This window comes from Mycolicibacterium vulneris (assembly GCF_002104765.1).
GTDB classification, from domain to species: domain Bacteria; phylum Actinomycetota; class Actinomycetes; order Mycobacteriales; family Mycobacteriaceae; genus Mycobacterium; species Mycobacterium vulneris.
This window is the reverse complement of record NZ_NCXM01000038.1, coordinates 34,754-49,785: the sequence shown is the minus strand read 5'-3', so window position 1 is coordinate 49,785 and position 15,032 is coordinate 34,754. Positions and strand designations below refer to the sequence as shown.

The following is a 15,032-nucleotide window of genomic DNA, read 5'->3' as shown; positions in this document are numbered from 1 at the left end:
GCCGCTCGCTTGACGGCGGCAGCCCGCCGCGCCCGGTGTCGCCGCGCTGGCGACCGCCATCTAGCCGTCGCGTCCTTCCCGCTTGCGGCCCAACGGCACGGGCGCGACGACGCCGGGCGCGAGCCGTCGCGTGAAGACCAGGAAGGCGGTGTGGCCGCGCATCGAGTGCTGCGGCCGGACCGCCAGACCGACGACGTTCCAGCCGCGCTGCAATGTCTCCCAGGACCGCGGCTCGGTCCAGCACTGCTGCGCCCGCAGGGCTTCGACCGCGCGCGACAGCTGGGTGACGGTGGCCACGTAGATGATCAGCACGCCCCCGGGGATCAGCAGTCGCGCGACCGACCCCAGCACCTCCCACGGCGCGAGCATGTCGAGCACCGCGCGGTCGAAGGATCCGTCCGGCAGCTCGGAGTCGGCGACGTCGCCGATGATCAGTTGCCAGTTATCGGGTGGCTGGCCGCCGTGAAAGACCGACACGTTGCGTTCGGCGTGCTCGGCGTGGTCGGCGCGCTGTTCATAGGAGGTCACCCGGCCTTCGGGCCCGACCGCGCGCAGCAGCGAACAGGTCAGCGCGCCCGAGCCCGCGCCGGCCTCCAGCACCCGCGCGCCCGGAAAGATGTCGCCCTCGTGCACGATCTGGGCGGCGTCCTTCGGGTAGATCACCTGGGGCCCGCGCGGCATCGACATCACGTAGTCGACCAGCAGGGGCCGCATCACCAGGTACACGGCGTTGTTGCTGGACTTGACCACGCTGCCCTGCTCGAGCCCGATCAGCGCGTCGTGCGGAATCGCCCCGCGATGCGTGTGGAACTCGGCGCCCGCGGTGAGCACGACTGTGTAATGCCGACCCTTGGCATCGGTGAGCTGGACGCGCTCGCCCTCTGTGAACGGGCCGGTTACGGACACGCGGTCTAGCGTGCCAGCCGACTCGCCGCCGCACGTGTTTGGGGGTTGTCGGCGCCCAGTCCTAGGCTGCCGACATGATCGTCCAGCCGGAGGCGCCCCAGTCGGCGGAGCGCCCGGCGGGGCAGGTGTACCGCCCGGCCCTGTCGCCGTCGCGTGCCGCGGACTTCAAGCAATGCCCACTGCTGTACCGGTTCCGCGCCATCGACCGGTTGCCCGAGGCGCCGTCCGCCGCGCAGCTGCGCGGATCGCTGGTCCATGCCGCCCTGCAACAGCTCTACGGCCTGCCCGCCGAGCAGCGCGGCCCCGCCACCGCCATGTCGCTGGTGGAGCCCGCGTGGGACCAGATCATCGCCGCGACGCCCGAGATGACCGCCGACATGGATCCGGCGCAGCGCACGCAGCTGCTGGCCGAGGCACAGGCTTTGCTCGCCGGGTATTACCGGCTCGAGGACCCCACCCGGTTCAACCCGGAATGTTGCGAGCAGCGGGTGGAGGTCGAGCTCGCCGACGGCACCCTGCTGCGTGGCTTCATCGACCGGATTGACGTCGCGGCCACCGGCGAGCTTCGGGTGGTCGACTACAAGACCGGCAAGGCCCCGCCGGCCACGCGAGCGCTGGCCGAGTTCAAGGCCATGTTCCAGATGAAGTTCTATGCGGTGGCACTGTTGCGTTCGCGCGGCGTGCAGCCCACCCGGCTGCGGCTCATCTATCTGGCCGACGGCCAGGTGCTGGACTACGCGCCGGAACGCGACGAGCTGCTGCGGTTCGAGAAGACGCTGATGGCGATCTGGCGGGCCATCCAATCCGCCGGGCAGACGGGCGATTTCCGCCCCACGCAGTCGCGGCTGTGCGACTGGTGTCCCCACCAGCAGCATTGCCCGCTCTTCGGGGGAACCCCGCCGCCCTACCCCGGGTGGCCGGAATCCCTTGGTGGACAGGCTGATTCGCGCCCGACCGAACCCCCGGCCTAGGCTAGATGGCGGCAACCCGCCGCGCCCGGCCACGCCGCGCTTGGGATCGCCACTAGTCGAGCGGCGAGAGCTCCTGCAGCATTGTGGGGATCAGCTCGCTGACGGTGGGATGGATGTGCATGGTCCGCGACAGCGTGGTGTAGGGCGCCTTGGCCGACATGACGTCAAGGATGCCGTGGATGGCCTCGTCGCCGCCCACCCCGAAGACGGCGGCTCCCAGGATCTGCTGGGTGTCTGCGTCCACCACGACCTGCATGAAGCCTTGCGTCTCACCCTTTTCCACCGCCCGGCCGACTCGGGTCATCGGCCGCTTGCCGACCAGCGCCTTGCGGCCCGACGCGCGGACCTGACCGACGGTCATGCCGGCACGCCCCAGAGGCGGATCGATGTAGAGCGCGTAGGTGGTGATCCGGTCGCTCACCCGGCGCGGGTCGTCGTCCAGAAGATTGGCGGCGACGATCTCGAAGTCGTTGTAGGAGGTGTGGGTGAACGCACCCTTGCCGTTGCAGTCGCCCATAGCCCAGATGTGATCGACGCTGGTCTTGAGCTGGTCGTCGACAACGATGTAGCCGCGCGCGTCGGTCTGCACCCCGGCCGCTTCCAGGCCGAGGTCGTCGGTGTTGGGTCGTCGACCCACCGCCAGCAGCAGGTGGCTCCCTTCGATGGGGGCGGCGCCCGCACGAGGAGTCAGCTCGAACCCATTGCCGGTCTTGGCCATTCGCACATCGTCGGCACCGACGATGACGTTGATGCCTTCGGCTCGCAGGATTTCTTCGACGGTTGCCGAGACGTCCTCGTCTTCGCGCGACGCCAGCCGCGGCCCCCGTTCGACGACGGTCACCCGGGCCCCGAACCGCCGGTACATCTGCGCGAACTCCAGCGCGATGTAGCTGCCCCCGAGGATGACGAGATGCGTTGGCACAGTGTCGAGTTCGAGAACTGAGACATTGGTGAGAAAGTCGACGTCGGATAGGCCCGGGATGTCGGGCACCACCGCACGCCCACCGACGTTGAGGAAGATGCGGTCGGCGTGCAGCACATCGTCGCCGACGCGCAGCGTGTGCGGATCCTGAAAGACCGCATGACCACGAAACACGGTGCAGCCGTCCATGCCCTCGAGCCAATCCTCGACGCCCTTGCGGTCGCCCAGCATGATCTCGTCCTTGCGGGCCTTGACCTTCGCCATGTCGACGCTGACCGGCCCGGTCCCGACGCCGTAGTCCGCGCCGCGGCGCGCCAGATGCGCGGCGTGCGCGGAGGCCACCAGCGTCTTGGTCGGGATGCATCCGGTGTTGACGCAGGTTCCGCCGATCAGCTTGCGTTCCACCACCGCGACGCGCTGTCCGACTGCGGTCAGCCGGCCTGCCAGCGGCGGCCCGGCCTGCCCGGCCCCGACGATGATCGCATCGAAATGCTCTGTCACTTAACCGCCGTCAGCAGGTACTCGGTCAGCACGTGACCCGTCGCCGCAAGGATGGCGAACCCGCCCAGGATCGCGACGGCGTCCTCGAGCAAGGCGATCGGCAGGTCCTTGCCGCCCGTCGCGGCGACCAGCCGTCTGCGCGCGTGGTAGCCGCCGAGGGTGCCCAGCACCGCACCGATGACGCCGGCGCCCAGCGCGGTGAACGTCCAGTGCGGCCACGCGCCAAGGGCCGCGCCCGCGAGCCCGCCCGTGACGATCCGGGCCGCGAAGATCGGCGGCGCGGTGCGGGCCGGCGTCTTGGGCAGCTTGTCGTTGATCAGTTCGCCCACGGCGAGAACGGTGAAGATGACCACCGTGATGATGCTGGCCATCCAACCCGCCCACGTGCCGTGCAGATCGACCCAGCCAAGAACAGGGGGGTAGGCGGCCCACGCGACGACGGCGGGCGCCGTCAGCGAGCGCAGCCCGGCCACGACACCAATCAGTAAAGCCAGCAAGAGAAGAAGTGCGTGTGTCACGGAAGACCCTCCTGGGAGACGAACGCCGGCGGCCAATGCGGGGACGGCCCACACGCCAACCAGGGCAGTCACCCTAGGCGGACGCTAACACAGCCGCGGGTTTTGCACCGCGTGCGCAATCAGAACCGGCAAAACCTGATGTCGGACGCCAGGATCGCCTTGGCGCCGATGGCGGCCAACTCGTCCATGATCTCGTTGACGCCCCGACGTGGCACCAGCGCGCGGATGGCCACCCAGTCCGGGTCAGCCAGGGGCGCGATGGTGGGCGACTCCAGCCCCGGCGTGATCGCCGTGGCCTTGTCCTGCACCGAGCGGGGGCAGTCGTAGTCGAGCATCAGATATTGCTGGCCGAACACCACGCCCTGGATCCGCGCCACCAGTTGATCGCGCGCCGTCTGGGTGCCGGACTTGCTGCTGAGGTCGCTCTCGATCAGCACCGCTTCCGAATCGCACAGCGGTTCGCCGAAGGCCACGAGGTTGTGCAGGCTCAGGGTGCGCCCGGAGCCCACCACGTCGGCGATGGCGTCGGCGACGCCGAGCTGGATCGAGATCTCCACCGCACCGTCGAGCCTGATGACCGTTGCCTCAATACCGCGCCCGGACAAGTCCTTTCGGACCAGATTGGGGTAGGCGGTGGCGATCCGTTTGCCGGCCAGATCGGCGATCTCCCAGTCGCGCCCGGCCGGTCCGGCGTAGCGAAAGCTCGACGAGCCGAATCCCAGCGCCAGCCGTTCGCGCACCGGTGCGTCGGAATCGCCCACCAGATCCCGGCCGGTGATGCCGAAGTCCAGTTCTCCCGAACCCACATAGATGGCGATGTCTTTGGGCCGCAAGAAGAAGAACTCGACCTGGTTGGCCGGGTCGATGACGGTCAGGTCCTTGGAATCGGTGCGGCGCCGGTAGCCCGCCTCGGAGAGGATTTCGCTGGCCGGCTCGCTCAGCGTGCCCTTGTTGGGAACCGCAACCCGCAGCATGGTCATAGCTTCCGATACACGTCGTCGAGGGACAGCCCGCGCGCCACCATCAACACCTGCGTCCAGTAGAGCAACTGGCTGATCTCCCCGGCCAGCGCGTCGTCGGATTCGTGTTCGGCGGCCAGCCACACTTCGCCGGCTTCCTCCAAGATCTTCTTGCCCAGCCCATGGACGCCGCCGTCCAGCGCGGCGACCGTCGCGCTGCCGGCCGGCCGGGTACGGGCACGCTCGCCCAGTTCGGCGAACAGATCCTCGAAGGTCTTCACGGCCAGCGATTGTTTCACGCGGCAGCGAGCAAAGTCACGGCGGTTTAGCCCCGGCCGGGTTCTGAGCCGCTTCGTGCGTCGAATCCGGCGAGCGTGATGCGCAGCGCTTCCTCCAACTGCACATGAAACGGTGGGCTCTCGGCGATGTTTGAGGTCAGCCATCCATCGAGAACGAATTGCACCGTGGCCAAACTGGTGTGGACCAACAACGCGGGCCGAATGTCAACCGCCGCATCGACATTCATCCGGCGGGCGACCTGCCGGAGAAACTTATCGTGATCGATTGCGCTGACCAGCACCGTTTTGCTTACCAGGTGGCGCGCGGTGGCGATTGCGTGACGCCAGGTATCCAGGTTGTCGAGTTCATCGGCGTCGCGGGCACGCGTGACGAACACCTGGATCAACGCCTCAACGGCCGACTCGTCGGGTGGTCTCGCGCCGTAGGAGCCCACGATCTCGCCGATTGCGCCTCGGACGGGATCGATCAGTAGACCTTCTTTGGTGGGCGCATGCCGAAAATAGGTACTGATGGAGATTCCGGCGGCAGAGGCGATGTCCTCGGTCGTCACCGCCTCGAAGCCACGTTCGGCGAACAGCCGATGCGCGGTCTGCTGGATTTGGGAAAGCAGCTCGGCGCGGCGTCGGTCACGCAGTGAACCGGTGTTTGCTGAGGGCATGCCATCACCTTCGTCAATCCGAAATTGAAGCCCCACGGTGCCGCGCTGCGACGATCTCAGATGAGTGACTCTACACTATTGAAAGTCGCTATCAAGTAGGCTAATGTGATGCAGCACACACCTATGAACTGCGGAGTTCTAACCCTTGTTGACACTATTTTAATAAAAATAGTGCCCGACGACACCCCCTCGCGCTCCGCTCGGCACTCAGGATTTAGGGGTGGGAAGAGGGCCGATGAAAGCGGTAGCTGGTACGCGATGACCTGTGTCATAGGTTTGCTACACGGACCGCAGCTCACGCCGGTATGACGACGACGGAGCTTGATGGCATCACCGCCATCCGGAACTGGTCCGTCGGGTACGTCAAACGTCACCCGGTCGCCTCGCTGACGACGGTAGGTGAACAGTTCGTGCTGGGTGTGCGAACCGTTCAATATTTCTTCTACGACCTGGTGACCGGGCGATTCCAGTGGCAGGAGTTCGTCCGGCAGGGCGCGTTCATGGCCGGCACCGCCGTGCTGCCGACGATCCTGGTGTCGCTGCCGATCAGCGTCACCCTGTCCATCCAGTTCGCGTTGCTGGCCGGCCAGGTCGGCGCCACGTCGCTGGCCGGGGCGGCCAGCGGGCTCGCGGTCATCCGGCAGGGGGCCTCGCTGGTGGCCGCGGTCCTCATGGCCTCGGCGGTCGGGTCGGCCATCACCGCCGACCTGGGTTCGCGGACGATGCGCGAAGAGACCGACGCGATGGAGGTGATGGGCGTCTCGGTGATCCGCCGCCTGGTCGTCCCCCGCTTCGCCGCCGCGGTGATGATCGGCGTGGCCCTCACCGGCGTGGTGTGCTTCGCCGGGTTCTTCGCGAGCTACATGTTCAACGTGTACTTCCAGAACGGGGCGCCCGGCAGCTTCGTGTCGACGTTCGCATCGTTCGCGACCACCGGCGACATGATCTTGGCGCTGATCAAGGCGATCGTGTTCGGCGCCATTGTGGCGATCGTGTCGAGCCAGAAAGGCTTGTCCACCAAGGGCGGACCAACCGGCGTCGCGAACTCGGTGAATGCCGCTGTGGTCGAGGCGATCCTGCTGTTGATGATCGTCAACGTCGCCATCAGCCAGCTCTACATCATGTTGTCGCCCAGGACGGGGCTCTGACGTGACGGCCTCGGCTTATCAGCCTTTTGCACCGATTTCGGTGCCGCTCGTCCGCCTCTACCGCCGGGGCAGGGCGCCGATCGTCCGGCTCGGCCACCTGCTCGTCTTCTTCGTCCGGGCGATGGTCGCCGTGCCACTGGCCTTACGTCAGTACAGCGCCGAGTTCCTGCGGCTGCTGTCGAACATCACGTGGGGCAACGGCTCGATCGTGGTGGGTGGGGGAACCGCCGGTGTGGCCGTCGTGCTCGGCATGACCGTCGGCGCCCTCGTTGGCATCGAGGGTTACAACTTCCTGGACCTGCTGGGCCTGGGGCCGGCCACCGGGTTCGTGTCGTCGTTGGTCAACACCCGCGAGCTGGCTCCCCTGATGGCGTCGCTCGCGTTCGCCATGCAGGGCGGCTGCCGCTTCACCGCCCAGCTGGGATCCATGCGCATCGCCGAGGAGATCGACGCGATGGAATCGATTGCCATCCGCCCGATCCCGTACCTGGTGACCACTCGGCTGATCGCGTCGGTGGTGGCGATCGTCCCGCTGTATGCCGCCTGCCTGGCGATCGGATACTTGAGCACGCAGGTGGTGGTCGGCATCGGCAGCGGCGGCTCGACCGGCTCCTATCTGCACTACTTCACGCTGATGCTGGCCGGTCAGGACATCGTCTATTCGTTGATCAAGGCCGTCATCTTCGTGTGGATCGCGTCCACGATCCAGTGCTACTACGGGTATTACGCCAGCGGCGGGCCCGAGGGCGTCGGCGTCGCCGCGGGGCACGGCATGCGGGCCAGCATCACCGTCGTGATCATCGTGAACATGCTGCTCACCATGGCGCTGTGGGGCGTCGACTCCGGCGCAAGGTTCGGCGGGTAGGCCGGTAGGAACATGCCCAATTCCTTCGAGCTGGACGGCCGCGGCCCGTCGGACCGGCAGCTGTTCGGCATCGGCATTGCGGTCCTGGTGGTCAGCGCCCTGGTCACCACCGCGATGTTGGTCAAATCGACTGGGCGACTGAACGATTACGTGCGGGTGGTGGCCGACCTGATCAACGTGGGCGATGGCCTTCCGCAGAAGTCCGACGTCAAATATCACGGCGTGCTCGTCGGCATGGTCAACGACGTCGTGCCCGCCGCCCACGGCAAGCCCAACTATGTCCACATCGACCTCAAAGAGGACTACGCCAAGTCGATTCCGGCCAACGTGACCGCACGAGTGGTGCCCAGTAACGTCTTCGCCGTCTCGTCGGTGCAACTGGTGGGCAACGGCCCCGGCGTGAAAATCCGCAACGGTGCCCACATCCTGGAGGACAAGCGGCTGCCGACCGTCCTGTTCCAGACGGCGGTCAGCAAGCTGCGTGACCTGCTCGCCGCGGCGGGACGTGGCCGCGACGACAGGTCGGTGGGAATCCTGGCCGCGCTCGGTGCGGCCACCGACCACCGCCGCGTGAGCCTGCTGAACGCCGGCGCGCAATTGAATCGCCTCCTCGATCAACTCAATTCGATCGTCAGCACCGATGCCGGCCCCTCCACGGTGTCGGCACTGCTGGACGCGACGACCGGGCTTGCGCAAACGGCGCCCGACCTTCTCGATGCCTTGCATCAGGCCGTCGAGCCGATGCGGACCTTCGCCGAGACCCGCGGGCAGTTGGCCTCGCTGCTGTCGGGCGCCGACTACACCGTCGGCACGACGCGCCAATCCTTCGGCAACCACATCGACCAACTCATCAAGATCACCACCGATTTCACGCCGGTGCTCGGCATCCTGGCGCAGAAGTCGAACAACTTCGTGCCCGCCGTCGCGAAGCTGGACAACCTGGCCAACCAGTTCATGGAACAGGTGTGGAACCCCCGGACCAACCTGGGCAACATGCGCGCGATGCTCACATTCACGCCCAGTTCCACCTATACACGCGCCGACTGTCCGCACTACGGCGAGCTCAAAGGGCCCAGTTGCTTTACCGCGCCGCTGATTCCGGTACGCCCCGATCTGCCCGAGGTGCTGCTGCCGCAGAACTATCAGCCGCCCAGGGATCTGGCACCGCCGCCCGGCACGCTGATCGGGCCGGACGGAAACCTCGTCGCGGTGGGCCCCCCGCTGATCAACCCCACTCCCAACCTGACTGATCCCAATCCCCCACTGGCCCCGGGGATTACGCCGTCGCCACCGGTGCCCGGCAGCGCGAATCCCGACAACCCTTCGCCCGGGGCGCCGGCGACACCACAAGAGCACGAGCCGTGGGTCGCGCCGGTGGCACCCAAGGCGCCGTGGATTCCGCAAGCGTCTTTCGGGGGCAACGTGGGACCCGTTGGCAGCCAGTATGAACGAAACATTCTGGGCGTGATCACCGGTGCGCCCGCCACCGACGCCACCGATCTGCTGCTGGGCCCGGTGGCCCGCGGTACCACGGTGTCACTGGCTCATCCACCCGGGGAGGCCAAATGAAATTTCGCGGCCCGCTCATCGCGCTGACCCTGTTCATGATCGTCTCGTTGACGCTGACCTGGCTGGTGTATGTGAGCCTGCGGCGGGACGTGGCCGGTGACACCGCCAGGTACTCGGCGATGTTCACCGACGTGTACGGGCTTCGCGAGGGCGACGGTGTCCGGATGGCCGGGGTGCGCGTGGGCCGGGTAGAAAAGGTGGAACTCGACGGGAAATTGGCGAAGGTCTCGTTCGTCGTGCAATCCGAACAGCGGCTGTTCGGAAACACCCTTGCGTCGGTGACCTACCAGAACATCGTCGGGCAGCGATATCTCGGGCTGTCCCTGGGCAAGGAAGGCAGTCCGCAGCTGCTCCCCCCGGGCAGCACCATTCCGCTGGAACGCACCGTGCCCTCGTTCGACGTGACCACGCTGCTCAACGGTTACGAACCGCTGTTCAGCCTGCTGAACCCGCATGACGCCGACAACCTCACCAAGGGCATCATCCAGTCGCTGCAGGGCGACACGTCGTCGCTCACCACGCTCGTCGGCCAAACCTCCACGCTCACCGAAACATTCGCAGGCCGCGATCAGGCCCTCGGCAGCGTGATCACCAACCTCAACAAGGTGGTCGGCAACCTGGCCCAGCAGAACGACAATCTCGACGGGGTCATCACGCAGACGCGCAGCGTCGTCGGTGAGCTCGATCGACGCCGCCCGGACCTGGTCGCCTCGGTGGGCTCGCTGGCCCGGGTGACCAACCGACTGTCGGCCTCGGCGACCGACGTGTACCCGGCACTGCGCGAATTAATCGATCGTCAGCCCGGTGTCACCAAGCACATCATGGATGTGGAACCGCAGGTGGCCTTCTTCGGCGACAACATTCCGCTACTGCTGAAAGGCCTTACCCGGGTGGGTAATCAGGGCGCCTACGGCAACGCCTACGTGTGCGACGTGAACTTCATGGGGTTCTTCCCCGGGCTCAACGATGTGGTGCCGATCATCATCAACGCCGCCACACCGGGCAACCGGGCGTGGCACACCCCGCGCTGCAGGAGCACGGTCGATGGATGACGCGTGGGTACGGCGGCGGCTATCGCAAATGGGGAAGCGTCCGCTGGAAAGCTACAACAAGACCTGGCTCGGCTTCATCGCCGTCGCGGTGGTCGCGGTAATGATCGGCGTCATGCTGCTGGTGCACGCGATCGGCGCCGGTTATCGGCATTACACCGCGGAGTTCTTGCAGGCGGCCTCGCTGCGGGCGGGCAACCCGATCGTGGTCGCGGGCATCACGGTGGGCAACGTCACCAGCATGAAACTCGTCGGCGACCATGTCGAGGCGGGCTTGAAGGTGCGCGACGACATCAAGCTGGGCAGGGACTCCCGGGCGCAGATTAGGGTCACCACCATCCTGGGTTCGCGCTACCTCGCGCTGGACCCCAACGGGCCGGCGCGTCTGCCCAACAACACCTTTAACCTCGCGCACACCGAGGTGCCCTACGACCTGCAGGCCGCGCTGCAGGACGCCACCACCACTTTCGAGCAGGTCGACTCCGACAGGTTTGCGCAGTCGCTGGCGGTGCTGGGCAAGCAGCTCGAGGGCCTGCCCGCCGTTGTGCCGCAGGCGATCACGAACATCAACTCGTTGTCGTCGATCATCGCCGTACGGCGCGACCAGCTGGGACAGCTGCTCCGCAGCACCGAGCAGGTCACGAACACGCTGCGGCGCCAGCAGGCCGGCATCGGTGCTCTGGTCGACCAGGGGCAAGACTTGTTGGGCCAATTTGTCGCGCGACGCGCCGTTTTCCACGCGATGATGCAGTCCCTGTCCAGCCTCGTCGACACCATGAGCCAGGTGGTGGTCAACGACCGCTCGGGCCTGGACGCTCTGATCAAAGACATGCGCGACTTCACCAACCTGATGTCCCAACACGACGACCTGCTGCACAGCATGCTGCAGACCAGCCCTATCTTCTTTCGCGAGGCCGCCAACCTGACCGGTGACGGCAACGCGATCAACTTCAACGCCCCCAACGTCCCGCTGATCGACTCGTGGATGTGTGCAATCAGCGGCCGCGCCAAGCAGTTCGGCATGATCCAGTACTTCAAGGACTGCAAGTGAGGGGGCTCGGCGCCAGGACGCTGGCCACCGTCGCCGCGGTCGCGGTCATCGCCGCGGCGATCGGAATCGGTTGGTGGTCCCTGAGTTCAGACGAGGACACGATCACGGTGACCGCCCAATTCGACAGCGCCTCAGGCCTCTACGAGGGCAACGAGGTCGCGGTGCTGGGCATGCCGGTGGGCAAGATCACCAGGATCACCGCCAAGGGCGGCTACGTCGAGGTCGAGTTCACCATCGACCGTCACGTCACAGTGCCCGCCACCGCGCAGGCCGTCACGGTGTCGACCTCCATCCTCACCGACCGGCAGATCGAGCTCACGCCGCCTTATCACGGCGGGCCGACCCTGGAGAACCACGACACCATCGGCCTGCCCCGGACCAAGACGCCCGTCGAATTCAGCAGCGTCCTGAACGTTTTGGACAAGGTGACCAAGTCGCTGGAGGGTGACGGCCACGGCGGCGGACCGATCGCCAACGTGCTCAACGGCGGGACCGAGGTGGTCAAGGGGAACGGCGAAAAGATCAAGGCGGCCCTCGGCGAGCTGTCCAAGGCGCTGCGGATGTCCAGCGACGGCGGCGCGGCCACCCGCGAGCAGATCACCACGATCGTCAAAAACATCAGCACGCTGTTCGACGCGGTGGCCGCCAACGACACGAAACTGCGCGAATTCGCCTCCACCGTCCACCAAGTCAGCCAGATCATGGCCGACGAGGACCTCGGCAGCGGCAGCACCGGACACAAACTCGACCAGCTGATCCAGCGGGCCGGCGACCTGCTCGACGAAAATCGGAACAACGTCAAACAGGCCGTCCTGCACGGCAACGACACGCTGAAGACGGTGACCGACCAGCGACGCGACCTGGCCGAGCTGCTGGACCTGGCTCCCCTGGTGGCCGACAACGCCTACAACATGATCGACCGGGCGAACGGCAGCGTGCGGGCCCGCTTCCTCACGGATCGGTTGCTCTTCGACAGCCAGTACACCAAAGAGATCTGCAACCTGATGGGCCTTAGGCAATTGGGCTGCAGCACGGGGACGATCCAGGACTTCGGTCCCGATTTCGGATTGACGTATGTGCTCGACGGCATGGCCGCCATGGGGCAGAAATGATGACGATGGGCGCGCGGGGCATGCTGACGGTGGTGGCCGCGGTGATGGTCACCGCGGGATGCGCCACGAACGGCCTTGCCAGCCTGCCCCTTCCGGCGCCGGGGCTGGGCTCGGGCGGGTATTCGCTCAACGCGGTGTTCTCCAATGCACTCAACCTTCCGATGAACGCCAAGGTCAAGCTCGCCGGCGCCGACGTCGGGCAACTCGAATCGATGGTCGCGCGTAACTACACCGCGGTGACCCGGCTGCGCATCCGGGACGGCGTGCAACTGCCGCGGGGCAGCACGGCCGAATTGCGGACCGCGTCACCGCTGGGGGACGTGTTCGTCGCGCTCAAGCCACCGGCTGATGATCCCGCGGACACGCCGCTGCTGCGCAACGGCGACACCATCGGCCTGGATTCGACCGCGGCCGCCGCGACCGTCGAATCGGTGCTGAGCTCGGCGGCGATTCTGGTGAACGGCGGGGCGGTTCGCAACTTCACCAAGATCATCAACGGTTTCGGCAAGGCGACCGGCGACCAGGGCCAGGCGTTCGGAGACATGATCCGCAAGTCCAACGAGCTACTCGGAACGCTGGATGCCCGGTCGGACCAGATCTCGCGCGCGTTGACTCAATTGTCGCACCTGGCAGACCAACTCGATGCCAAGAACCAGACCATCCGCGACCTGATGGCGACCGCCCGTCCCGCCACTTCGGCCCTGGCCGACAACACCGGTCAGCTGTCCAACTTGGCCGTACAGGTGGGTGACACCTCCCGGTTGCTCGCCAGGTTCCCGTCGATCGGCGGGACCGACACCAGCGGCCGCAGCATGATCCGCGACCTGAACACGATCGCCGGCGCCGCCAACGACGTTGCCATGAACCCCGATACCAGCTGGATGTCGATCAACCGGCTGATCCCCGCCCTGGTCAAATCGACTGCCGGGAATTCGATTTCGGTGAATGTGGGCGTGGACAAGATCATGCTGGGGTCGCTGCCCGATATCGGATTCCCCGGTGACATCGGCCTGCACGGACCGCACCACTACAACGTGAACCTGCTCGTTGGCACCCTGAAGTACACGCTGTGGCGGCTGCAGGAACGCATCGTCGGTCGGGGGCCGAACTCGCCACAGGTTCCGGTCATCCCGGACCCGAACATCCCGGGCCAGATCGACGTGGCGCCCGGGCCTCCGCCGACACCGGCACCGCCGGCACCCGGGGCGCCGCCACCGCCAGGACCGCAACCATGATGCGCGCCGTCACCAACTTCGCCAATGTCGTTGTCCGCGCGGTGCGCACCGGCCATCGGCAACAGGTCTGGCTGTCGGTGGCCGGCCTGGTGCTCATCCTGGTCGTGGCGACCGCCTATCTGCTCATCGGCGCGTTGCGGGTGAAGCCCTTCGCCTCGTCCTACCGGGTTACCGTGCAACTTACGGAATCCGGTGGCCTGCTGCCCAATCAGGACGTCGCGCTGCGCGGGGTGCGCATCGGCCGGGTCGAGTCGTTGCAGATCACCGACAACGGGGTGAACGCCGTCGCCAGCATTACCTCGAAGGTGCGGATCCCGGCGAACAGCGTCGTGCACGTGTCGGCGCTCTCGCCGGCCGGTGAGCAGTACATCAACTTCGAAGCCGCGTCCGACGCCGGCCCGTATCTGCACGACGGCAGCCTGATCGCCCTGGACCACACCACCGTCCCGGTCAGCTTGGCGCAGTTGCTCGGCGACGCCGACGGACTGCTGGCCCAGGTGGACCCGCGCAAGATCGAATTGATCAAGAAGGAGTTGAGCCTGAGCAAGGAGGGCCCGGCGAAGCTGACCGCGATCGTCGACGGCGGCACGTTCCTGCTTTCGACGCTCGATTCGGTGCTGCCCCAGACCACCAGCATCATCAAGACCAGCCGCGTCGTGCTCACCCTGGCCGGCGACAAGAACAGCGGATTGGGCGCCACCGCAACCGAACTCAACCAGACGCTGACCGGCGTGACCAGGATGCAGGCCGGCTACCGCCGGTTGACTCAGCAGGCGCCGCGCGCCCTTTCGGCCGTCGACAATCTGTTCGCGGACAACGCCGACACCATGGTGCAGCTGCTGGGCAGCATGGCCACCATGTCGCAGCTGTTCTATCTGCGGGTTCCGGCGCTCAACGCGCTATTCCCCGACTACCGCGGGTCGGTACTGGACGCGGTGACGAGCGCATTCCACGACGGCGGAGTCTGGGCCACGGCCGACCTCTACCCCCGCTACGTGTGCGACTACGGGACACCGTCGCACGCGCCGTCCGCCGCCGACTACTACGAGCCGTTCATGTACACCTACTGCCGCGACGACGACCCGGCAGTCTCCATCCGCGGCGCCAAGAACGCGCCACGGCCGGGTGGCGACGACACCGCCGGCCCGCCACCGGGCGCGAACCTGGGCCGGCGAACCGATCCGACCCCGCGGGGCCGCTACACCATTCCCACCCCCTACGGCGGTCCGCAACTGCCGATCGAACCACCGCACTGAGCGTTGAATCCA

15 protein-coding genes are annotated in these 15,032 nt (G+C 66.6%); 9 read left to right on the top strand and 6 right to left on the bottom strand.

Translation table 11 applies throughout. From position 1 onward, the window contains the following. Positions 1-60: 60 nt before the first annotated feature. A complete protein-coding gene (gene trmI, locus B8W69_RS26275; RefSeq protein ID WP_085292626.1) occupies positions 61-906 on the bottom strand; it encodes a tRNA (adenine(58)-N(1))-methyltransferase TrmI in 846 nt (281 codons plus the stop codon). 74 nt (positions 907-980) lie between these two features. Here trmI and B8W69_RS26270 point away from each other — a divergent pair, with 74 nt between their 5' ends. Continuing rightward, positions 981-1,877, top strand: coding sequence for a RecB family exonuclease (locus B8W69_RS26270; RefSeq protein WP_085292625.1), 897 nt, complete (start codon positions 981-983; stop codon positions 1,875-1,877). A gap of 52 nt (positions 1,878-1,929) precedes the next feature. Here the strand turns inward: B8W69_RS26270 and B8W69_RS26265 are convergent, their stop codons facing one another. The 5 genes from B8W69_RS26265 to B8W69_RS26245 form a co-directional block, all read right to left on the bottom strand. Further along, on the bottom strand, positions 1,930-3,300 hold the full coding sequence (locus B8W69_RS26265) for an FAD-containing oxidoreductase (protein ID WP_085292624.1): 1,371 nt from the start codon (positions 3,298-3,300) through the stop codon (positions 1,930-1,932). Continuing rightward, on the bottom strand, positions 3,297-3,818 hold the full coding sequence (locus B8W69_RS26260) for a DUF4126 domain-containing protein (protein WP_085292623.1): 522 nt from the start codon (positions 3,816-3,818) through the stop codon (positions 3,297-3,299). The genes B8W69_RS26265 and B8W69_RS26260 overlap by 4 nt, the downstream gene beginning before the upstream one ends. A gap of 119 nt (positions 3,819-3,937) precedes the next feature. Further along, entirely contained in the window at positions 3,938-4,792 is an 855-nt protein-coding gene (gene hisG, locus B8W69_RS26255) for an ATP phosphoribosyltransferase (RefSeq protein WP_085292628.1), read from the bottom strand. Positions 4,793-4,794: 2 nt separating this feature from the next. Beyond that, positions 4,795-5,076 (bottom strand): phosphoribosyl-ATP diphosphatase, encoded by a 282-nt coding sequence (locus B8W69_RS26250; protein ID WP_065030345.1) that lies wholly within the window; start codon positions 5,074-5,076, stop codon positions 4,795-4,797. A 26-nt stretch (positions 5,077-5,102) separates the two neighbouring features. Beyond that, positions 5,103-5,735 carry a TetR/AcrR family transcriptional regulator gene (locus B8W69_RS26245; RefSeq protein ID WP_085292622.1) on the bottom strand — a complete coding sequence of 211 codons (633 nt, stop codon included), beginning with the start codon at positions 5,733-5,735 and terminating at the stop codon, positions 5,103-5,105. A gap of 305 nt (positions 5,736-6,040) precedes the next feature. On the opposite strand from B8W69_RS26245, the gene B8W69_RS26240 reads away from it, so the two are divergent. The 8 genes from B8W69_RS26240 to B8W69_RS26205 are packed head-to-tail and all read left to right on the top strand — an operon-like array spanning position 6,041 to position 15,020. After that, the gene (locus B8W69_RS26240) at positions 6,041-6,883 is read left to right on the top strand and encodes an MlaE family ABC transporter permease (RefSeq protein WP_085292621.1); all 843 of its coding nucleotides are present in this window, start codon (positions 6,041-6,043) and stop codon (positions 6,881-6,883) included. A 1-nt stretch (position 6,884) separates the two neighbouring features. Next, positions 6,885-7,748 (top strand): ABC transporter permease, encoded by an 864-nt coding sequence (locus B8W69_RS26235; RefSeq protein ID WP_085292620.1) that lies wholly within the window; start codon positions 6,885-6,887, stop codon positions 7,746-7,748. 12 nt (positions 7,749-7,760) lie between these two features. Beyond that, on the top strand, positions 7,761-9,317 hold the full coding sequence (locus tag B8W69_RS26230; RefSeq protein WP_085292619.1) for an MlaD family protein: 1,557 nt from the start codon (positions 7,761-7,763) through the stop codon (positions 9,315-9,317). Beyond that, the gene (locus B8W69_RS26225) at positions 9,314-10,369 is read left to right on the top strand and encodes an MlaD family protein (RefSeq protein ID WP_085292618.1); all 1,056 of its coding nucleotides are present in this window, start codon (positions 9,314-9,316) and stop codon (positions 10,367-10,369) included. Before B8W69_RS26230 ends, B8W69_RS26225 begins: the two co-directional genes overlap by 4 nt. Next, on the top strand, positions 10,362-11,417 hold the full coding sequence (locus tag B8W69_RS26220) for an MlaD family protein (protein ID WP_085292617.1): 1,056 nt from the start codon (positions 10,362-10,364) through the stop codon (positions 11,415-11,417). Before B8W69_RS26225 ends, B8W69_RS26220 begins: the two co-directional genes overlap by 8 nt. Further along, the gene (locus tag B8W69_RS26215; RefSeq protein WP_439330643.1) at positions 11,408-12,529 is read left to right on the top strand and encodes an MCE family protein; all 1,122 of its coding nucleotides are present in this window, start codon (positions 11,408-11,410) and stop codon (positions 12,527-12,529) included. Before B8W69_RS26220 ends, B8W69_RS26215 begins: the two co-directional genes overlap by 10 nt. Further along, entirely contained in the window at positions 12,526-13,764 is a 1,239-nt protein-coding gene (locus B8W69_RS26210) for an MlaD family protein (protein ID WP_085292615.1), read from the top strand. The genes B8W69_RS26215 and B8W69_RS26210 overlap by 4 nt, the downstream gene beginning before the upstream one ends. Beyond that, a complete protein-coding gene (locus B8W69_RS26205; RefSeq protein ID WP_085292614.1) occupies positions 13,761-15,020 on the top strand; it encodes an MlaD family protein in 1,260 nt (419 codons plus the stop codon). The genes B8W69_RS26210 and B8W69_RS26205 overlap by 4 nt, the downstream gene beginning before the upstream one ends. The last annotated feature ends 12 nt before the right edge of the window (positions 15,021-15,032 follow it).